Annotated in this window: 16 protein-coding genes and 1 pseudogene; 8 read left to right on the top strand and 9 right to left on the bottom strand. The window is 42.7% G+C overall.

Annotated features, from left to right (window positions below; translation table 11 throughout):
* Positions 1–278: 278 nt before the first annotated feature.
* Positions 279–1,061: an exodeoxyribonuclease III gene (gene xth, locus V7K67_RS07200; RefSeq protein ID WP_334706357.1), complete on the top strand. Its 783-nt coding sequence runs from the start codon at positions 279–281 to the stop codon at positions 1,059–1,061.
* Positions 1,062–1,186: 125 nt separating this feature from the next.
* Positions 1,187–1,353: pseudogene (locus V7K67_RS07205) on the top strand (IS4 family transposase); the annotation flags it as partial.
* On the opposite strand, the gene V7K67_RS07210 reads toward V7K67_RS07205, so the two are convergent.
* The 4 genes from V7K67_RS07210 to V7K67_RS07225 all read right to left on the bottom strand — a co-directional run bounded on the left by V7K67_RS07210 (position 1,354) and on the right by V7K67_RS07225 (position 6,206).
* Positions 1,354–2,622, bottom strand: coding sequence for a bifunctional sterol desaturase/short chain dehydrogenase (locus V7K67_RS07210; RefSeq protein WP_334731835.1), 1,269 nt, complete (start codon positions 2,620–2,622; stop codon positions 1,354–1,356).
* A 390-nt stretch (positions 2,623–3,012) separates the two neighbouring features.
* The gene (locus V7K67_RS07215) at positions 3,013–3,609 is read right to left on the bottom strand and encodes a molybdenum cofactor guanylyltransferase (RefSeq protein WP_334731834.1); all 597 of its coding nucleotides are present in this window, start codon (positions 3,607–3,609) and stop codon (positions 3,013–3,015) included.
* A 92-nt stretch (positions 3,610–3,701) separates the two neighbouring features.
* A complete protein-coding gene (locus V7K67_RS07220) occupies positions 3,702–5,795 on the bottom strand; it encodes a thioredoxin domain-containing protein (protein WP_334731833.1) in 2,094 nt (697 codons plus the stop codon).
* Positions 5,796–6,050: 255 nt separating this feature from the next.
* The gene (locus V7K67_RS07225; RefSeq protein WP_334731832.1) at positions 6,051–6,206 is read right to left on the bottom strand and encodes a hypothetical protein; all 156 of its coding nucleotides are present in this window, start codon (positions 6,204–6,206) and stop codon (positions 6,051–6,053) included.
* 473 nt (positions 6,207–6,679) lie between these two features.
* Here V7K67_RS07225 and clpP point away from each other — a divergent pair, with 473 nt between their 5' ends.
* Complete coding sequence (clpP, locus tag V7K67_RS07230) at positions 6,680–7,291, top strand: ATP-dependent Clp endopeptidase proteolytic subunit ClpP (protein WP_334731830.1); 612 nt, start codon at positions 6,680–6,682, stop codon at positions 7,289–7,291.
* A 332-nt stretch (positions 7,292–7,623) separates the two neighbouring features.
* Here the strand turns inward: clpP and V7K67_RS07240 are convergent, their stop codons facing one another.
* Both V7K67_RS07240 and V7K67_RS07245 read right to left on the bottom strand, forming a co-directional pair.
* On the bottom strand, positions 7,624–7,767 hold the full coding sequence (locus V7K67_RS07240; protein ID WP_334731829.1) for a hypothetical protein: 144 nt from the start codon (positions 7,765–7,767) through the stop codon (positions 7,624–7,626).
* A 59-nt stretch (positions 7,768–7,826) separates the two neighbouring features.
* Positions 7,827–8,714 carry a hypothetical protein gene (locus V7K67_RS07245; protein WP_334731828.1) on the bottom strand — a complete coding sequence of 296 codons (888 nt, stop codon included), beginning with the start codon at positions 8,712–8,714 and terminating at the stop codon, positions 7,827–7,829.
* Positions 8,715–10,191: 1,477 nt separating this feature from the next.
* On the opposite strand from V7K67_RS07245, the gene V7K67_RS07250 reads away from it, so the two are divergent.
* From V7K67_RS07250 to V7K67_RS07260, 3 genes are all read left to right on the top strand, one after another.
* The gene (locus V7K67_RS07250; RefSeq protein WP_334731827.1) at positions 10,192–12,549 is read left to right on the top strand and encodes a ribonuclease R family protein; all 2,358 of its coding nucleotides are present in this window, start codon (positions 10,192–10,194) and stop codon (positions 12,547–12,549) included.
* 17 nt (positions 12,550–12,566) lie between these two features.
* Positions 12,567–13,187 (top strand): flavin prenyltransferase UbiX, encoded by a 621-nt coding sequence (locus V7K67_RS07255; protein ID WP_334731826.1) that lies wholly within the window; start codon positions 12,567–12,569, stop codon positions 13,185–13,187.
* A 274-nt stretch (positions 13,188–13,461) separates the two neighbouring features.
* Positions 13,462–14,160: a LapA family protein gene (locus V7K67_RS07260; RefSeq protein WP_334706367.1), complete on the top strand. Its 699-nt coding sequence runs from the start codon at positions 13,462–13,464 to the stop codon at positions 14,158–14,160.
* A 19-nt stretch (positions 14,161–14,179) separates the two neighbouring features.
* Here the strand turns inward: V7K67_RS07260 and V7K67_RS07265 are convergent, their stop codons facing one another.
* From V7K67_RS07265 to V7K67_RS07275, 3 genes are all read right to left on the bottom strand, one after another.
* Positions 14,180–14,374 carry a hypothetical protein gene (locus tag V7K67_RS07265; RefSeq protein WP_289797223.1) on the bottom strand — a complete coding sequence of 65 codons (195 nt, stop codon included), beginning with the start codon at positions 14,372–14,374 and terminating at the stop codon, positions 14,180–14,182.
* An 835-nt stretch (positions 14,375–15,209) separates the two neighbouring features.
* Positions 15,210–15,548 (bottom strand): DUF5615 family PIN-like protein, encoded by a 339-nt coding sequence (locus V7K67_RS07270; protein ID WP_334731825.1) that lies wholly within the window; start codon positions 15,546–15,548, stop codon positions 15,210–15,212.
* Complete coding sequence (locus tag V7K67_RS07275; RefSeq protein ID WP_334731824.1) at positions 15,517–15,858, bottom strand: DUF433 domain-containing protein; 342 nt, start codon at positions 15,856–15,858, stop codon at positions 15,517–15,519. Before V7K67_RS07275 ends, V7K67_RS07270 begins: the two co-directional genes overlap by 32 nt.
* A gap of 172 nt (positions 15,859–16,030) precedes the next feature.
* Between V7K67_RS07275 and V7K67_RS07280 the strand changes: the two genes are divergently transcribed.
* Both V7K67_RS07280 and V7K67_RS07285 read left to right on the top strand, forming a co-directional pair.
* Positions 16,031–16,576, top strand: a complete 546-nt coding sequence (locus V7K67_RS07280) for a shikimate kinase (RefSeq protein WP_334731823.1) — start codon at positions 16,031–16,033, stop codon at positions 16,574–16,576.
* A 414-nt stretch (positions 16,577–16,990) separates the two neighbouring features.
* A complete protein-coding gene (locus tag V7K67_RS07285; RefSeq protein ID WP_334731822.1) occupies positions 16,991–17,191 on the top strand; it encodes a type II toxin-antitoxin system HicB family antitoxin in 201 nt (66 codons plus the stop codon).
* The last annotated feature ends 161 nt before the right edge of the window (positions 17,192–17,352 follow it).

A 17,352-nucleotide genomic window follows, 5' to 3' on the forward strand; every position in this document is an offset into this window, starting at 1 on the left:
GCAAAAGTCAACTCTGACCTAGACTTCTAACCTATAACTAATCTATTACTTGTTGCATCTGTCCTGGGGATCATAATGAGGTAGAATATTTTGTAGCGGAACTTACAAAATCGAATATTTTGTAGCGGAAAATACTAAAATATTCAATGGGATCAAATCATTAAAGCTTCGTTTTAAAGGTAATTGGTAAAAGGAAGAAAAATTATAAATATTAAGTAATTGTACAATAATTACATAATTTGTAATTAGTAATTTACAAAAATTCTGATAATTAACTAATGAAAATCGCTACTTGGAACGTCAACTCAATTCGCACTCGCCTTGAACAGGTTATCGATTGGTTAACCCTGAATCCTGTTGATGTTCTCTGCTTGCAAGAAACTAAAGTTGTGGATGCTGAATTTCCGCGATCGCCTTTTGAGCAGTTAGGCTATAACCTTTATATATCAGGACAAAAATCTTATAATGGCGTAGCCCTGATTAGCCGCCAGCCACTTGTAGATGTCAGTAGCGGATTTCGGGCGATTTTGCCAGATTTACATCATGAATGGGACGAGCAAAAGCGCGTGATTACAGGTGCAATTGATGGTGTTCGGGTTGTGAACTTATATGTTCCCAATGGTGCAGCGGTAGGAACCGAGAAATATGAATACAAACTACGCTGGTTGACAGCGTTACACGAGTATTTAAGATTGCTGGTGTTGTCAGAATCTGCAATTTGTGTGTGCGGCGACTTCAACATTGCCCTAGAAGACAAGGATATTCACGAGCAAGTTAGTACAGAAAATCATATCATGGCAACAGAAACAGAGCGTCAAGCCTTACGGGACATTTTGACGCTGGGATTTGCCGATGCTTTTCGCAAATTCACCACAGAAGGCGGAAATTATAGTTGGTGGGATTATCGCGCCGCCGCCTTCCGTCGCAACTTAGGTTGGCGGATTGACCATCACTATCTGACACCCGTGCTATATGAACGTGCTAAAAGTTGCATCATCGATGTCGCACCCAGAAAATTAACCCAACCCAGTGACCATACGCCGGTAATTGTGGAATTTTAAATTGGGGACTGGGAACTGGGGACTGGGGACTATAGCGGTTCTTGTTTGGATGCAATACACAATAGGGCACAGCAAGCATAAGATGTAATCTAAGAACATCAATTCTGATGTTCTTAGATTACATCATGAGTAGAAAACGTCCAGCGCGAACAGGAAACCCAGATATGTGGCAGCAAAAGCATGTACCAGACCGCCGATTGCGGAAATCGAGCAAGAAATATTTTCATTACTATCTCCTGGCAACTTTAAACCGCTAAAGTTGTATAAAAACGCTAAAAATCATTCTTTTCGGCTATTGTTTGCGTAAGTCCTGTTCACTTTTCGCTGTTTGGCTGAAGACTCGATAGTATAGCGATGTACTAATTTCCTTTAAGGGAAACAGCAGATAGGTGAGAGGATTTATTGCCACAATAATATTTCGGAAGTCTCGCCGCGCCCAAAATAAGATCGCACGAGCAACTTGCTGTGCAGACATCACTCCATAAGGATTCAGTTGACTTTTAAATGGGCCAAGAATTAACTTGCGAATTACACAATCCCCGTCCAAACGCTTGAGAGTAACAATATCTCCTAGCGCTCTTTTACTAAGTTCATAAAGTGGACTCAGTGCTGGAGAAACCTCAGCCTCAGAAGTATTTACCCAGATTTCCTTCGTTGCTTTTGCTTGTGGGCCTGTGACAGTTGTCGAAAATATATCCATCAACCGCAATGCTGAAAAGGTATTCACTTCATAAGAGGAGTTGATAGCCTCTGGTGTGCGGCTATTGTAGACATTGATTCCGTGGTTGATAATTAAAATATCTACTTTCTCTAAACTATCCTTCAAATTGGCTTCATTGCCCAACTGCCAGGGAACTACTTTCATCCCAACTTGCTCTACCAATTTTTCTGGATTAGTGGTTAAGGCCACGACTTTAGCATTATTCTTGACAAGTTCAGCCGCCAATGCTTGTCCCAACGCTCCTGATGCTCCGGTTAAAGCGATGGTTTTTCCCTTGAGAGACAGTCCTGTGCCCAGAATTTTATCCACTAAGGGAAAGACACCACTGTAGTAAGCATTGACATCATCAAAATGATGCCGCCAATGGTAAGACCGATTCACCCACCAAATGGATGGTATTGTCTCTAAAGGGCCAGGTAGATGGTTGTAGTCTGTATCGATTTTTCCCTGAAAATACCGCACAGATGCACCATACAAGAAGGTGCAAGCATAAGCTACTCCCAACCATAAACCTATTTGCTGGATGATTAAGGCGATTACCAGCAATACCACCAGTAGTAGACTCGACTCTAAAATGTCGTGATAGAGCTGGGATTCTTGATAAACTTTTAGGGAAACTATCGATAAATCGCGGCGATAGGCCATGTGGTGCTTGTTGTGCCATTTAGCAAGCCAATTGACTTGATGACATAAAGCATGATACGTATCTCTCAAAACTTCAGCGAGTAAAAGTGAAAAAAGCCCCCAACCAGCAAACTGTAAGCTGGTATTTAGCCAAACCCAATTAATTTGTAATCTTGTCTCAATTCCAATCAAGTTTTCAGCTAGCATTTTTATCATGTTTGTCTATACTCGTTTTTCTTAATCATTCTTCTAATGATCTGATAAAGGTGTATTAAGGTCGAGTCTAGAGCAAATTAAAATCAAAATCGGGAGTGGGAGATGAGGGAGCAGGCAAAGCAATAAGCAATGCCCAATTACAAATTACGTTAGCGCAACGTTAGCAAGTATTCGATCCTCATGGCTGGAGTTCCTATAAAAAAAATAATAAATATTTAACTATTATTGGTGATACTACGCTCCTTATTTCAATAGCTGCACACTTTTCTCAAATTAATTGACCATCTACTTGTGGGTCTGACCCCTGACTAATTCGCCAACAACATCATTTATTTATGGGGATTATCTTTTTACTTTTTACTTCTTAAGATTCAATCCCCAGTCGCAAACTCAACTTAAAGCCAAGTCCTCTGGTGTATTACAGTTAAACAGCATTTCTGGTTCTACCAAGGGCAAAACTTCTACCGGATATTGCCGAAGCCACTGCTGAAACGATCGCCCCCCTTGGTTGATAAACTCTAAAAGTTGTGGCAAACAGCCACGGCGATAGAAACCACATAGAGGTTCCCAACCTTTAGGATGATGAGTTAAAGCTGCGATCGCATTATCTCCTACACCATCAAGTCTAGTTACCCATTCTTGCAACACCTCAACCCGCAATCTCGGTAAATCGCAGGCAAGCAACAGTACCCATTCTGTCTTTACTTCGGCTAGTCCTTGAGCAAAACCCACTAAAGGTCCGTGGGCGAGAGATTCGCCAGATAAAGGTACTTCTCGGATCAACTGACAACCAGGTAAAAGCAAGTCTTGATAGCGTTCTGGCCAGGGAGTGATTATATAAACAGCATCAGCACAACTTTGAGCAATCCCACAAACTCGCTGTAACAACGGCACTCCTTGAATGGGAATCAAGGCTTTATCGTGACCCATGCGAGAACTCTTACCCCCAGCTAACACAATTGCGGTTAATTCGCTTCGGTTCGTCATAATTTCGTAAGTTCGTAGCAAATTCTCTTAAAAAACTCTGCGTACCTCTGCGCTTTCCTCTGCGTCCCTTTGCGTTTAAAAACCGCTATGAATTAATCCAAAGCTCTATTCTGACTTTTCTGCACTTGCTGTAATAACCGTTCTAAACTTTCTGCTGGTACTAGACACTTCAAACCTTGGCAAACTAAACCAACACTTCCCTCTGGTAAATCAGATGTGATGGCAAACACAGCCGTCGGCAAATACTTGGGAATCAAAGTGTTAATTTGCTCAGTTGTGCTGCGAATCAAGGTAGAATTACGATACCAATCCAAAGCTGTAAATAAGCTGGGACAGGCTTGGGGAGCGCGATGCATTACACTCTTAAAAGCTTTTAAACCAAGCTCCGCTAAATCTAAATAATCTAGATTATCGGTGAGTAGGGTGAGACGCACAAGGTTAGCGATCGCAATTCCATTGGCTGATGGTGTCGCATTATCAGTATAACTACGTTCTCTGACAATTAAATCTTGACTAGAGTCGCGTGATGTGTTATCGTAGCCAGCTAACTCTACACTCCAAAGAAATTCGTTGAATTCATCTTGGATAGCGATCGCTTTTTCTAACCAAAGAGAGTGCTGAGTTTGTAAGGATTGATTTTCATTTCTTGCCAAAGAAGCTTGGTGTAAATCTAGGAGAGCTTTAATAAACAAAGCGTAATCTTCAGACTGAGCTAAAACACTTGGTTCTCCTTGATAGTTGAGTCGGTGAAAACGCCCATCTACAAACTGATTTTCCAAAATAAAATTCGCCGCTTGTGCTGCTAATTGTAGATATAATGGTTGCCGGAAAACCCCAGCAGCCCTAGCCAGCCCGGAAATCATCAAGCTATTCCAAGCGACAATCATCTTCGTATCTGTCACTGAAGGAATGCGACCTAGCCAATTAGTGGTTTTTGCTTCCTGGTTGTTACGAGCCGGGGGAAAAGTTTCTAGCGACTCAGAACTAACGCCATAGCGAACGGTAAACAGCTTGCTCAGTGCCGTTTCCAGGGTTGCACTCAGTTGACCTGAATGGCGTCTTTGCAAAACATTACGTCCTTCAAAGTTGCCGTTAGGGGTAACAGTAAATTGCTGTTGTAATTCCGTTAATTCTTCAGGTGTTAACAGTTGTTGTAATTCGCTGTAACTCCAAACGTAAAAAGTTCCTTCTTCTGGTTCTACTGCCGTGGCTTGGGTGAAGCTATCGGCATCTTGGGCAGCATAGAAGTAACCTTCAGCCGCAGTCATTTCCCGCTTCAGCCATTGTACAGTACCAGTAATCGCCCTTTCCAAGGCTGGTTCTTGTACTCCTACACTCCACAAAGAAGCCAGATACTCCACAATCTGTCCATTGTCGTAGAGCATCTTTTCAAAATGCGGTACTGTCCAAGTCGGGTCAACAGTATAGCGATGAAAACCACCGCCTACATGGTCATAAATACCTCCCAGCGCTAAGTCTAGTCCTCGCTGGGTGCAAACTTGCTTGCCATCATAGCGAGATTCAAAATTAAATCGAGTTCCCCGCAGTGCTAATTCTGTGTAGGGAATCATCGGAAAGCTATTGCCAGATTGACTAGGAGTAATTATGCCTGTACTGGTTTCCCAACCTTGGCGGAGTAATTCATGGTCTTCAAGCTCATTTGTTGTACCGTCTTGCAATACCGCAGATGTGAGCAGAGACTCAATAATTAAGGCTTTGCGTTTCTGTAATTCTTCTTTTTCTGTATCGTAATAACGGCGAAGAGCTTGCAACACCTGCAAAAATCCTGGACGACCATAGCGCGGGTCTACAGGGAAATAAGTACCAGCATAAAACGGTACTAAATCTTCTGGAGAAAGAAAAATATTTAAAGGCCAACCGCCTTGACCGCTCATCATCTGCAAAGCCTGCATATAGATGCTATCAAGGTCAGGTCTTTCTTCCCTGTCTACTTTGATGGGAAGATAATTGGCATTCATGTAGTCAGCGATCGCAATATCAGAAAAAGCCTCGCCTTCCATGACAGTACACCAGTGGCAACTAGAGTAGCCAATGGAGAGAAAAATCGGTTTATTTTGCGCCCTTGCAGTTGCAAGTGCTTCGTCACACCAAGGCCACCAATCAATGGGGTTTTCGGCGTGTTTACGGAGATAGAGGCTCTTAGCTTCAGCAAGGCGATTAGTCATGATCAAACGCAAATAGTTGCCTTCTTTGCTCAGTCTACCCTTTTCCCAAGAGTGTTAGCCTCGACGGCTTGTACATAAGCAAGAAACCTCTTAGTTAGAAGATAGCAGTATATGGTTTTGATATCGCCTAAGTAAGTTTATGCAAAAAATTACAGGTTTATAGTCAGCGCTGACTGACTACAAGGCAATTATTATTTATATAACTGGGTTGATTTGCGCCGACTTACTTACACCTGTGCAACTTATGAAACATTCTTATTGAAAAGATCGCCACAGCAAGCTAACAATATTTGGTGGCGTTTCTTGCATAGGTGATGCTGTCTTTGTCTGAATTAAAGTATTTGGGCTAAGTCCTGCTATCAGATGGAGCAAGAAGGTGATGATGGCGGCTTGTATAAGTTTTTCCAGCATGGCACGTCTCTTGTGAGTGGATAGCATTTCAATTAGGACTAGTTATTCTAAATACACCTCATACTATCGACTTACTGAATCTAACAAAAATAACTTGATAATTGCTGAGGGAAATCCTAAAAAAATGTTTAAAATGTTACCGAACATTAACATAATTCCCTAAGCAAGTCGGATTTCGGTTATCGGTTTAATCACCACGTCGCCAAGGTTGTGCAGCAAAAGCCGAAACATGAGATTGGCGATAGTTGGAGTTTTTTGATTTGCTCTTCCCTAAATCGGGATATTCTCTTAGACAGCTTTTGCTGCTAAAAAGTGCCCTTAAAGGTTGAATCCATTGCAAAATGTGCTTTTACTTCCTTGTTGGATAAGACAGAATGGGAAAGATTTACTTTTATCTACCTGGAATAGAGATAAACCCCAGTTTCGTGCTGTCACCGATAAAATGTATTTAAAGTAGCCACAAACACGCTTCCATGATTCCTATCGTTATTGAACAATCGGGTCGAGGTGAACGCGCCTTTGACATCTACTCACGGCTGTTACGTGAGCGCATCATCTTTTTGGGACAACAAGTTGATAACAATATTGCCAACTTGATTGTTGCCCAACTGCTGTATTTGGATGCTGAAGACCCGGAGAAAGACATATATATGTACATCAATTCTCCCGGTGGTTCGGTGACGGCTGGTATGGGCATTTTTGACACTATGAAACATATTCGCCCTGATGTCTGTACAATTTGTACCGGATTGGCGGCGAGTATGGGCGCTTTCCTCCTCAGCGCGGGTGCTAAGGGTAAGCGGATGAGTCTACCCCATTCTCGGATTATGATTCATCAACCTCTAGGCGGCGCTCAAGGACAGGCGACTGATATTGAAATTCAGGCGCGGGAAATTCTGTACCATAAGAAGCGGCTAAACGATTATTTAGCTGAACATACAGGTCAACCAATTGAGCGTATTGCTGAAGATACTGAACGTGACTTTTTCATGTCGCCAGAGGAAGCCAGGGAATACGGTTTGATTGACCAAGTGATTGACCGTCACGCCGCCGGTAGCCGTCCAGCCGTTGCGGTTGTCAATTAATAGTCACGATTGGTAAATGATGATTTACCAGTTTTAATTCCCTTAAACCGCAAAAATAACCCCTCTTCATAAGTAAAGAGGGGTTATTTTTGGAATGATGGTCTAAGTACGCGATCACTTACCGTAGACTTTAATCATATGTTCTCGTCCCTGTTCTGGTGTCCAGCCTAAGCGCTGGATTTCGACATCTGTTTTAGCAATTACATCCGACAAATCTGCTGGTTGAGTTTTCTTTTTTCTCCTTCCTGTCCCTGTCAGGGCGACTATATCCTCTTGCGGACTATAATTAGGGGGAGTAAACGGTGTGACATCACCAGCAATTAAAACTTCGTCTAATGCTGGTGTTGGTTGAGATACAACGATCGCTTCCCATAAGTTTTAATCAGATGACCCCGTCCCTGTTCTTTTGTCAACCCTAAACGCTGCATTTCACAATCTGTTTGAGCAATTACTTCAGAAAAATTCACAGGTTCCATAGCTTCGTTACTGTTTCAATAGCCTACGTTATTAGTCCTTACTAATGACTAATGACTAATCAAAACCCCGCTATTGGGTCTGGCTGCGATTGGAGGTATTTGAGGAATCCGTGTAATTCTTCTTCAGTGAGCAAAGTACGCCCGCGCTTACCGTAGGTTTCAATCAGATGCTCCCGTCCCTGTTCTGGTGTCCAGCCTAAACGCTGAAGTTCGACATCTGTTTTCGCAATTACATCCGATAAATCCACAGGTTCAGCTTTCTTCTTTCTCTTTCCTGTCACTGATGGGGTAGTGACATTCTCTTGAGGGCTGTAACTCCGAGGTGTAAATGGTGTGACATTATTGGCAGAAATTGCTGGAAAGGTTTGATTTTCTAACTGGTTATCAAAGGTTATTTCCAAGCTTTCAACTGGAGGATCAAATTCTAGCTCCCGGTTGGCAGTCACAGGAAAGTTTTGACCTAAATCCTGGCTATAGGTATCGTCACTTGGGGGCGCAGCATTGCTGTACCCATACTGTTCGTTACTGCTTGTTACTACTTCTGGTTTGATGTTCAGTCCTTTGGAGGGCAGCGTAGATATTTCTTTGTCGCTGACTGCTGACCACTGATTACTAACAAACTCCTCATCTTTTACGGAGGAATAGGCAGCAGGCTCATTTAATCCTACTTTGGTATTCAAGGAAGGGTTTTGCGGCGCTGGGGAAACTGGATTTGAGGTAAATGCCACTGATTCCTGTGGCGCATTTGTAATACCCAAAACTATCAATGCCCTGGTTCTGGCTTGGTCTTCTGCTGCTTCTACTGTTTCGGCTGCTGCCATACCCGTAGCACGGGTTACGCCTTCAATTTGCACGCTTGCCCGAACAATATATTTTCCTTGAAAAATTTGCACTAATTCAGAAATCAGACTACCTTTGGGATACAAGCTCTGGAATTGAGCCAACATAATACTGCTACCAATCTAAAGGGGAATGGGGACTAGGGACTGGGGACTAGGGACTAGGAGTTTTCCAAGGGAGCAATGCTCTAACAGTGAGGTGGGGAAGCAGGGGAGGCAGGGGAGGCAGGGGGAGAGAAAGAAATAAGTGTATTTAGGACTATAACGGTCGTAAAAAATACTAAAATTTTCTCTTCACTTTCCCTGCTCCCTCAGATCCCCCTGCCTCCCCTGCTCTTTTCACGATGATCTCACTTTTTCGCGTTGCTCCCTTTTCCAATGCCCCATGCCCAATGCCCAGTCCCTTTTAAAGTAATATTCTTGCTTTGCCTTGTGTCCTAATTGTAGCAGTAGGTGTTTTTTGACGAAACTTTTGGCTAGTGCTAACTTGTCTGGGTAGTCTTGCTGGCAATGCTATACTAATTACCCAACTCGATATCTAGAACTATTTTCTGGAAGTGCGCTCTAAATCTACAATAATGGAGATAAGGTTCACCCTCGCTGCTTATTAAGCTGCTCACCTAATTGTTACCGATTCTACATGTGGGAAAATTGGGTTCACCGGCAGTTCCTCCTAGTTAAACATCAGAGTCTAATGGCGTAAAATTACCTTCACTCTAGACAATCAAACACCTGTAGTTTCCACGCCACTTGCTCTACTTGGGGAGACCCCAGACGCTCGTAGACTCGCTAACGCTGCACTATCGCTTTTAGCGTCTCCCCGAATCCCAAAGGGAGAGGCTAACGCCTTCTCTGCGAGAGGCTGACGCCAACGCGAAGCGTCTCGTAGAGAAGGGAGAAGACCGCAGTGGCTCCCCTGCATAGCGCTTTTGGGCAGCATGGAGAGTTCTCTAAACCCAGCTTCTCAAAAACCCGTCGCGTAATTACCTAGCGGGGCTAAATTCTAATCAAGCGTGCAATCTTAAGTTTGGTTTAGGTGAAGGGACTTGAATGCAGGCAAATTCTGAGAGCATCTTGCAGTGAGAAGTTCGTAGACACCCAGAGTTGTCCGTGGGTCGGCTTCCTTTGCTCGGAACTGTGGGAGTATTTTCCCGCTTTGGCTGGGTCGGGCTTCCTTTCCTTAGAACTTAGGAAGTCTTGCTTCAGGGCAATTAGTTTCCAACTTGTTTCTGTAAGCCGTAAGGGTATACAGGAAAGAACCAGATTAAAGAAGAATTCAGAATTCAGAATTCAGAATTCAGAATCAAGATAGTAGGGAATTCAGACCCACCACTACAAAAGTTGACCACAAAACAAGAAAATTTTTGTGGGGGACTTAAACCCCTTGATTCAGACGCTTGCGGACTCGCTACCGCCCTTCGGTTTCACCAGTCACCTACAGAAGTAAACCTTCTTGCAGTGCTGGTTCACCAGTCACACAGAATTAAATTCTGTTTGCGGTAGCAGGGTGTTTAGCACATTCTGGCTCCTGAATTCTGTTTTGTTAAACAACAAATGATGTTTTGACCAAAGGTCGGTTCACTGCATGGAATTTTCAATCGCTACACTCCTTGCCAATTTCACCGATGATAAATTGGTAGCTCGGAAGGTTTTAGAAAAGAAACTTGGCTGTGAAGATGAAAAAAGTTTACAAAAACTTCACATCGCCTTAGATGTTCTCGAAAAAATCGGTATTTTAGTGAAGGAACGGGGCAAGTACCGCCGTGTCTCAGAAGACGGCATAATCGAGGCAAAACTCCGTTGTTCTAGTAAGGGCTTTTGCTTTGCTATTCAAGATGTGGAAGGCGCTGAGGATATTTACATCCGCGAAAGTCATCTGAGTAATGCTTGGAATGGCGATCGCGTTTTGGTGAGAGTTCTCAAAGAAGGCAGTCGCCGTCGCTCTCCTGAAGGGGAAGTAAAGCTGATTCTCGAACGTTCTAACCACACGTTACTGGCACGAATTAAGCAGGTGGAAACTGGTTTCCGGGCTGTGCCTTTAGATGATCGATTGCTATTTGAACTCAAGATTCAACCTAACGGGGCAAAGTTAGAAGAAGCGATCGATCATCTGGTTCATGTGGAAGTTTTGCGTTATCCGTTGGCACAATATCCTCCCCTCGGTCGAGTCGTGCAAATCCTTGGTAGCGATGCCGAAGCTGCTGCTGATATAGATTTAGTTACGTGCAAACACGACCTTTCCCGGACTTTTCCAGATAATGTCGTTGAAGCAGCCGCCAGGTTGCCCAAAAAGCTGCTGAAAGCAGACCTGAAAAATCGGCTAGATTTACGTAATTTGTTTACTCTCACCGTTGAAGGGGTAAATGGCGGCGACACCAAATTTATCGAAAACGCTTTTAGTTTAGAAAAAAACTTAGCCGGAAATTGGCTTTTAGGCGTTCATATCACTGATGTTTCTCACTATGTCCAACCTGATGAACCCCTAGATAGAGAAGCACTCAAACGCGGTAAATCAGTGTATCTGGGAGAATTAGTTTTGCCAATCTTGCCCCCAACGGTGGCAGAACGCTGTTCTTTAGTACCTGGGAGCGATCGCTTAACCATCTCTTTTTTAATTACCATTGATCCCAAATCGGGAGAAGTGTTGGAGTGGGAAATTCAACCCAGTGTAATCAATGTAGAGACTGCACTAAGTACTGAACTTGCCCAAGCAATTCTTACAGGTGAATCTCAAGATAAATCTCCACAGGTTTCCCAAATCTTGCAAGACCTCCAAGCCTTGCAAACAGCCGTGAAACAAGTGCGGTTAACTCGTGGTAGTCTCCAGTTAAATCTACCGCCTAGCCAAAACGCCTATTATGATGAGGGGATTTTAGGCGCTGTGGTGGTGAATGATTTACCCGTGCGATCGCTACTCACGGAGTTGGTACTGTTAGTTAACCAACTATTCGCAACTCACTTAAATGCCCTTGGGGTTCCCGCTATCTGGCGAGTCCAAGGTACACCCGATGTTGAAGATGTCCAAGAAATGCTGAAATTGGCAGTCAATTTAGGCGTTGACCTCACACTAGATCCAGAAGTCGATATCCAACCCTTAGATTATCAACATTTGACCACAGCTTTTGCCGAATCTCCCTCTGAGCAAGTTCTTACCTACTTATTACAAGATACGCTTAAGGCATCTGCGTACAGCACTACCAAAGGATCTCACTTTGGTCTAGCACTACCGCAATATGTCCACTTTAGCGCTCCCTTGCGGCGTTACCCAGATTTGCTCATGCAGAGAGTGTATTACACCCTACTCGAAAACGGGCGCGATCGCCGCAATACCCGTGTGAGAGAACGCGTTAACCTGCGCCACTCCTCCAGCCACAAGGAAATTAACTGGAACGTTTTACCCCCAGAGTTGCAACAAGAACTGCAAAGCGATTTAACTAGGGTAATTGTTCAAATCAACGACCGAGAAAAAGAAGTCCAAGAAGCTGAAGCTGATTTGGCTGGACTGCAAAAAGCCCAACTGATGAAGCAACGCATTGGTCAGGTATTTCAAGGTGTGATTACCGGGGTGCAATCCTACGGTTTCTTTGTGGAAATTGAAGTACCAGCCGCCGAGGTAGAATCCAGCAGTAATCCGGGTGTACCTTTGCGGGTAGAAGGATTGGTACACGTCAGTTCCCTCAAAGATGATTGGTATGAATATCGCGCCAGACAACAAGCACTGTTTGGTCGCAAAAATCGCGCTTCTTATCGATTAGGCGATCGCGTCGCCGTGCAAGTGAAAAGTGTCGATTACTACCGTCAGCAAATTGATTTGGTAACAGTCGGCAGCGATGGTGTAGCCAAAAATTTAACTGCCAATGATTCCAATGAGGAGCTTTCAGACCTCTACTTACCAAATGACATTGAGCCTGATGACCTAGACCCTTACTCTGATGACGAGTAAAATCAACTACGTTTTACGTGTCAAATAACACCAAGCCTTTAATCTTAGGCGTATCGGGCGCATCTGGTCTGATTTACGCTGTTCGCGCGATCAAATTTTTGCTAGAAGCGGAGTATAGTATTGAATTGGTCGCCTCTAAATCAACTTACATGGTTTGGCAGTCAGAACAGGAAATTCGGATGCCACCAGAACCAACCAGGCAAGAACAATTCTGGCGAGAGCGAGCTGGTGTTGCACTTGCGGGTAAACTACGCTGTCATCCTTGGAGCGATGTTGGAGCCGGGATTGCCAGCGGTTCCTTTGCCACTCTGGGGATGATGATTATTCCATGCAGCATGAGTACAGTGGCAAAGCTAGCAGTTGGCTTGAGTTCCGATTTACTAGAACGGGCAGCGGATGTCCAACTCAAAGAAGGGCGAAAGCTGGTCATTGTCCCGCGTGAAACGCCTTTTAGCCTCATCCACTTACGTAACTTAACTTCTTTAGCAGAAGTTGGAGTTAGAGTTGTCCCCGCTATTCCCGCCTGGTATCACAATCCCCAAACCATTGAGGATTTAGTTGATTTTGTAGTTGCCCGTGCTTTAGATCAACTAGATATTGACTGCATCCCAATTCAGCGGTGGCAAGGAAGGAAGTAAAAAGGTAAAAGTAAAAAGGTAAAAGAAAGATAGAGTTACAAAAAAAAGGGAACAGGGAACAGGGAACAGATAAGAAACTAAAGTTTCAGAGTTTTGAGCTTCAGTCAAAAAACATCTTTTTTTTGAGATGCGTAGCACGAAAAAAACAGTGTCATTATTTCAATATCATGTTTAAAAACCATGAGTTTTTCCTGTTCCCTCTTCCCTCTGAATTTTGCCTTTTGCTTTTTGCCTTTTGCTTTTTGCCTTTTGCCTTCTACCTTTTACCTTTTTTATGGCTGTAATTCGCTTAATTCTATTGGTGGCAGTACTGGGAGGACTAACGCTGTTGTTAGTCCAAAATTTCTCACCTGCCCTATCGCTAGTATTTTTGGGCGCGCGAACTCAACCATTACCACTAGCGATATGGATTTTGTTCAGTACTACCACTGGTGCTTTCACATCGATATTGATTGCTACCTTGTTTAAATTATCCAATTATTTTCCGGGAGGACAACGCCAAACCACTAACAGAGCAACCGCCGCTTCAACTCGTGCCAAGGCAACCCGGAGAGAAGAACCGACATCTCGTCCTGCCAGTCCTCCACCACCAGCTAGTAAAAAAGAAGAGCCTAGCAGTGAGGTATTTGATGATTGGGAGACAAATAGCAGTGGAGATGATTGGAACTTTGATGAAAATTCACAAGAAGCACCTACCCCTAATCCTCAAGCTCAACAGCCTAGAGATTCAACAACTTACGAACGTCAATCAGAAGCCAAAAGTAGTTCTCGGTCTGGTTCAGTTTACTCCTATAGCTACCGCGAGCCAAAAAATACGGCTGCGGGAAAAACTGAATCAATTTATGATGCTGATTATCGGGTAATCATCCCCCCTTATCAGCCACCGGCCACCAATCAAGCGGATGATGATGATTGGGAATTTTTTGAAGATGATGATGATTTTGAGGATGATGGTAAACGCCCCCGTCGGTGAGATGTCGCAGGTTACATCTCTACTTAATGCCACACCGCTCTCTAGACTCCTGCTTGACCTTACCAGTCATGGCAGCTTCCTGCAAAGTCATGAAAGCATTAAAATCTTCCAGGTCATATCGGGTAGTCAACAGTTGTCGTAGTTGATCTTCAGCTTCCACTGTCAAATAGCCAGTTGCTAAAGCTCTTTCTACAACGTCACGAATTCGAGTCATGGTTGACACCTCATTCATACTATATTTATTCATTCAGGCTTATTGGGGTGAAATATGCAGTAGTCTTTGTGTCGAAACTTCAATTTTGTAAGGTTTTTTTGAGCGATCGCAGCAAATAAGTCATGGTTTACACCTTTATCAAAAACATTTAATTGAGCAAGGCTTGTTATAACTGAACTTTTAGAAAAACCATACTGTCCTTTTAGAAACACAGTATTGTGTATACTTAAAATTATCCACCAGAGTAAAAACCCTGATTATTCAGATAGACAGATATTGTCTGGATAAAGTTTCAAACAAGCTACGTTAATTTTTTTGTTAAGTATCGCGATCGCTATGCAGTAACTACCAAGTTCCATCAGGAAATTTACTACATTCTTTACAAATTCATCATTTATTACTTATGAGAATTTCACAGAAGAATGGTTAATTTATTGCCTAAGTTACTTTAAATACATTAGTAGCAGTAATAATAGCAGTTAATTCAACTAAAATAATAAAGGATGAATTTGTATTATTTAAAAAGAATTTAAAGTTAGAAAAGTTATACGTAAGTTTGATATCCGTAAAAGTAAAAGGCTTGATATACATTGAAAATAAATTTATTTGAGGTTTAGTTTATGGTTGTATTCCTGCGTAAATTGCTCATGTCGCCAATCAAAATCGTAGTAGCAAGACTGTGTAGAGTTTATATTTTGAATATATTATATAATACACGTAGGTATTCCCCAAGAAAGGTGCCTGTACTTCTTGCTTACAGGACACTGCGCGAACGTGGAAGCAAGCTACGCATAGCATCTAGTTTTTTTGCATTTGAGTAAAACAATAAAAGCTTTCAGAGAAATTCAAGTTGATATCTCATCTCTTCTGGCTCAAGCACTTCCCAGATTAAAATTAAACTCCTCAATATTTCCCCAATTGAGCGGCGGTTTTGAGCGCAGTAAATAATTCCTGTATGCATAATCAGGCCACCTTGATGAAGTATTACAAAGTCATCATCATGGGTGAAAATTAACCGATTCTGAGACATTGCAAAATAAAGTTGTTCTCCATCTGATGCAGCTATCAGTCCTGTTTCTGATGTAGTCGTCACATCAATACCACGACGACGTAAGCCTTTTGCTATAGCATCACTGACATTTTCATCTAGGTGGAATCGAATTTTTTGTGTCATTTCGATTCTTTAGTTTTTCTTGCAGAATCGAGGGAATTTGAGCCTGTACTTCTCTGACGAAGGCTTCTCCTTCTGCAATTTCTTGCCTGATCTCATCTTGATGATCGTGGTAATAGGCTAGAGCAGCATAGACATCAGCTAAAGTTATACTGGGATAATGATCAACGATTTCGTCAGGGGAAAGTCCCGTCCCTTCATGCCAAATCACAATATCTTGCACTCTAATTCGGTGTCCAGCAATGCGCGGTTTACCCCCGCATACACCTGGGGTAATTTCAATGTGTTCTGAGATTACTGGTATCTTAGACATCTTATCGATAAACACTCCTATAAGAACAAATTATATTCTAATTATCAGCTTATTAGCGATCGCTTTTCCAGTCGCAGCTTAACTCAATTATTGCTTGAATACGCACCTATGAGTCGTTAAGTCTATAATTTGAAACTGTGACTCAAAACTCATAATTGGAGCGAAGCAACTGGTGAGCAGCTTATTACAAGGAGTCAACCTGTACTTAATTGGGATTATGGGCGTTGGTAAGACGACGGTAGGGCGCTTACTAGCAAAGGAATTGGGTTATGGATTTGTGGATACCGATGATGTCATTGCCCAAGCAACAGGTAAATCTATCAATCAGTTATTTGCACAAGTTGGTGAAGCAGGGTTTCGTCAGTTAGAAAGCGACGTACTTTCAAAAGTTTGTGCTTTTACAAAGTTGACTATCGCAACTGGTGGGGGCATTGTTTTGCGGCGAGAAAATTGGGGTTACTTGCACCATGGTTTGATAGTCTGGCTAGATGCGCCAGTGGAGATAATTTACAACCGTTTAGCTGAGGATACCACAAGACCACTGCTACAAGACGTTGATCCTCAAGGTAAATTGCGATCGCTCCTCGAACAACGAACACCACTTTACTCTCAAGCCGATTTGCACATCATCGAGCGAGAGGGAGATACACCTGAAGACGTTGCCAAGCGAATACTTGAGAGAATTCCTAGTGTGCTGAAAAAAGCTGTTTATCATTAATGGGGAATATTAATTAATGTTCATGGAATTGGAACCAGAAAACCGTTCCCAAACGATGTTGGAAAAGCTAGAATCGTTTTTCAATAAACAGCATATATTTCTAATTTCAGTTGCACTGTCTTGGTTAGGCTTAGGGTTAAGTTTGCTACTTGCTCACATATTGAAATAAAAAGTAGAATCGCAATTCTTCGTAGGTTGGGTGGAACGAAGTGAAACCCAACAAATGATACCGGGAAAAGATAAATTTATCAAAAACAATATTTTCGTGCGATGTTCCGGAGAAACCGCTACGAGATCGCATTTTTTTAGAAGATATTTTTTGGTGCGATCGCGTGTGATTATGAGATTCCGTGTCTGATGCGTTAAAATTCTTGAATATGGAGCGATCGTTTAATTCTTTTAAATTTAAGTGTAATGAAAATTAAAGCAGTTATTTGGCAAGAAGATGGAGTGTGGTGTGGCTCTGTACCTGCACTACCAGGATGCCATACATGGGGAAATAGCTACGAACACTTGCAAGAAATGTTAAAAGAAGCAGTTCAAGGTTGGCTAGAAGTCGCAAGCGATAGAGAAGAAATTGAGCCAGACAAACAGCTAGTCGAACTATCGATATGAAAGCGATTTCTGGGAAGGCTTTATGCAAAATCGTAGAAAGGAATGGCTGGGTATTGAAGCGAATTACTGTATCGGCTCAATAAGTCGGGGTAGCGAATAAAAGTTGCTAACATTCGATTTCATGAGAGTTAACTATATTGTGATAAAGCAGGCATTCTATT

It is taken from the genome of Nostoc sp., from assembly GCF_036917155.1.
Classification (GTDB): Bacteria; Cyanobacteriota; Cyanobacteriia; order Cyanobacteriales; family Nostocaceae; genus Nostoc.

Coding starts and splice junctions, on each gene's coding strand:
- clpP (WP_334731830.1), top strand. CDS start 6,680: ATGATTCCTATCGTTATTGAACAATCGGGTCGAGGTGAACGCGCCTTT.
- V7K67_RS07260 (WP_334706367.1), top strand. CDS start 13,462: ATGGCTGTAATTCGCTTAATTCTATTGGTGGCAGTACTGGGAGGACTA.
- xth (WP_334706357.1), top strand. CDS start 279: ATGAAAATCGCTACTTGGAACGTCAACTCAATTCGCACTCGCCTTGAA.
- V7K67_RS07245 (WP_334731828.1), bottom strand. CDS start 8,714: ATGTTGGCTCAATTCCAGAGCTTGTATCCCAAAGGTAGTCTGATTTCT.
- V7K67_RS07285 (WP_334731822.1), top strand. CDS start 16,991: ATGAAAATTAAAGCAGTTATTTGGCAAGAAGATGGAGTGTGGTGTGGC.
- V7K67_RS07265 (WP_289797223.1), bottom strand. CDS start 14,374: ATGACTCGAATTCGTGACGTTGTAGAAAGAGCTTTAGCAACTGGCTAT.
- V7K67_RS07225 (WP_334731832.1), bottom strand. CDS start 6,206: ATGCTGGAAAAACTTATACAAGCCGCCATCATCACCTTCTTGCTCCAT.
- V7K67_RS07240 (WP_334731829.1), bottom strand. CDS start 7,767: ATGGAACCTGTGAATTTTTCTGAAGTAATTGCTCAAACAGATTGTGAA.
- V7K67_RS07215 (WP_334731834.1), bottom strand. CDS start 3,609: ATGACGAACCGAAGCGAATTAACCGCAATTGTGTTAGCTGGGGGTAAG.
- V7K67_RS07220 (WP_334731833.1), bottom strand. CDS start 5,795: ATGACTAATCGCCTTGCTGAAGCTAAGAGCCTCTATCTCCGTAAACAC.
- V7K67_RS07275 (WP_334731824.1), bottom strand. CDS start 15,858: ATGTCTAAGATACCAGTAATCTCAGAACACATTGAAATTACCCCAGGT.
- V7K67_RS07210 (WP_334731835.1), bottom strand. CDS start 2,622: ATGATAAAAATGCTAGCTGAAAACTTGATTGGAATTGAGACAAGATTA.
- V7K67_RS07270 (WP_334731825.1), bottom strand. CDS start 15,548: ATGACACAAAAAATTCGATTCCACCTAGATGAAAATGTCAGTGATGCT.
- V7K67_RS07250 (WP_334731827.1), top strand. CDS start 10,192: ATGGAATTTTCAATCGCTACACTCCTTGCCAATTTCACCGATGATAAA.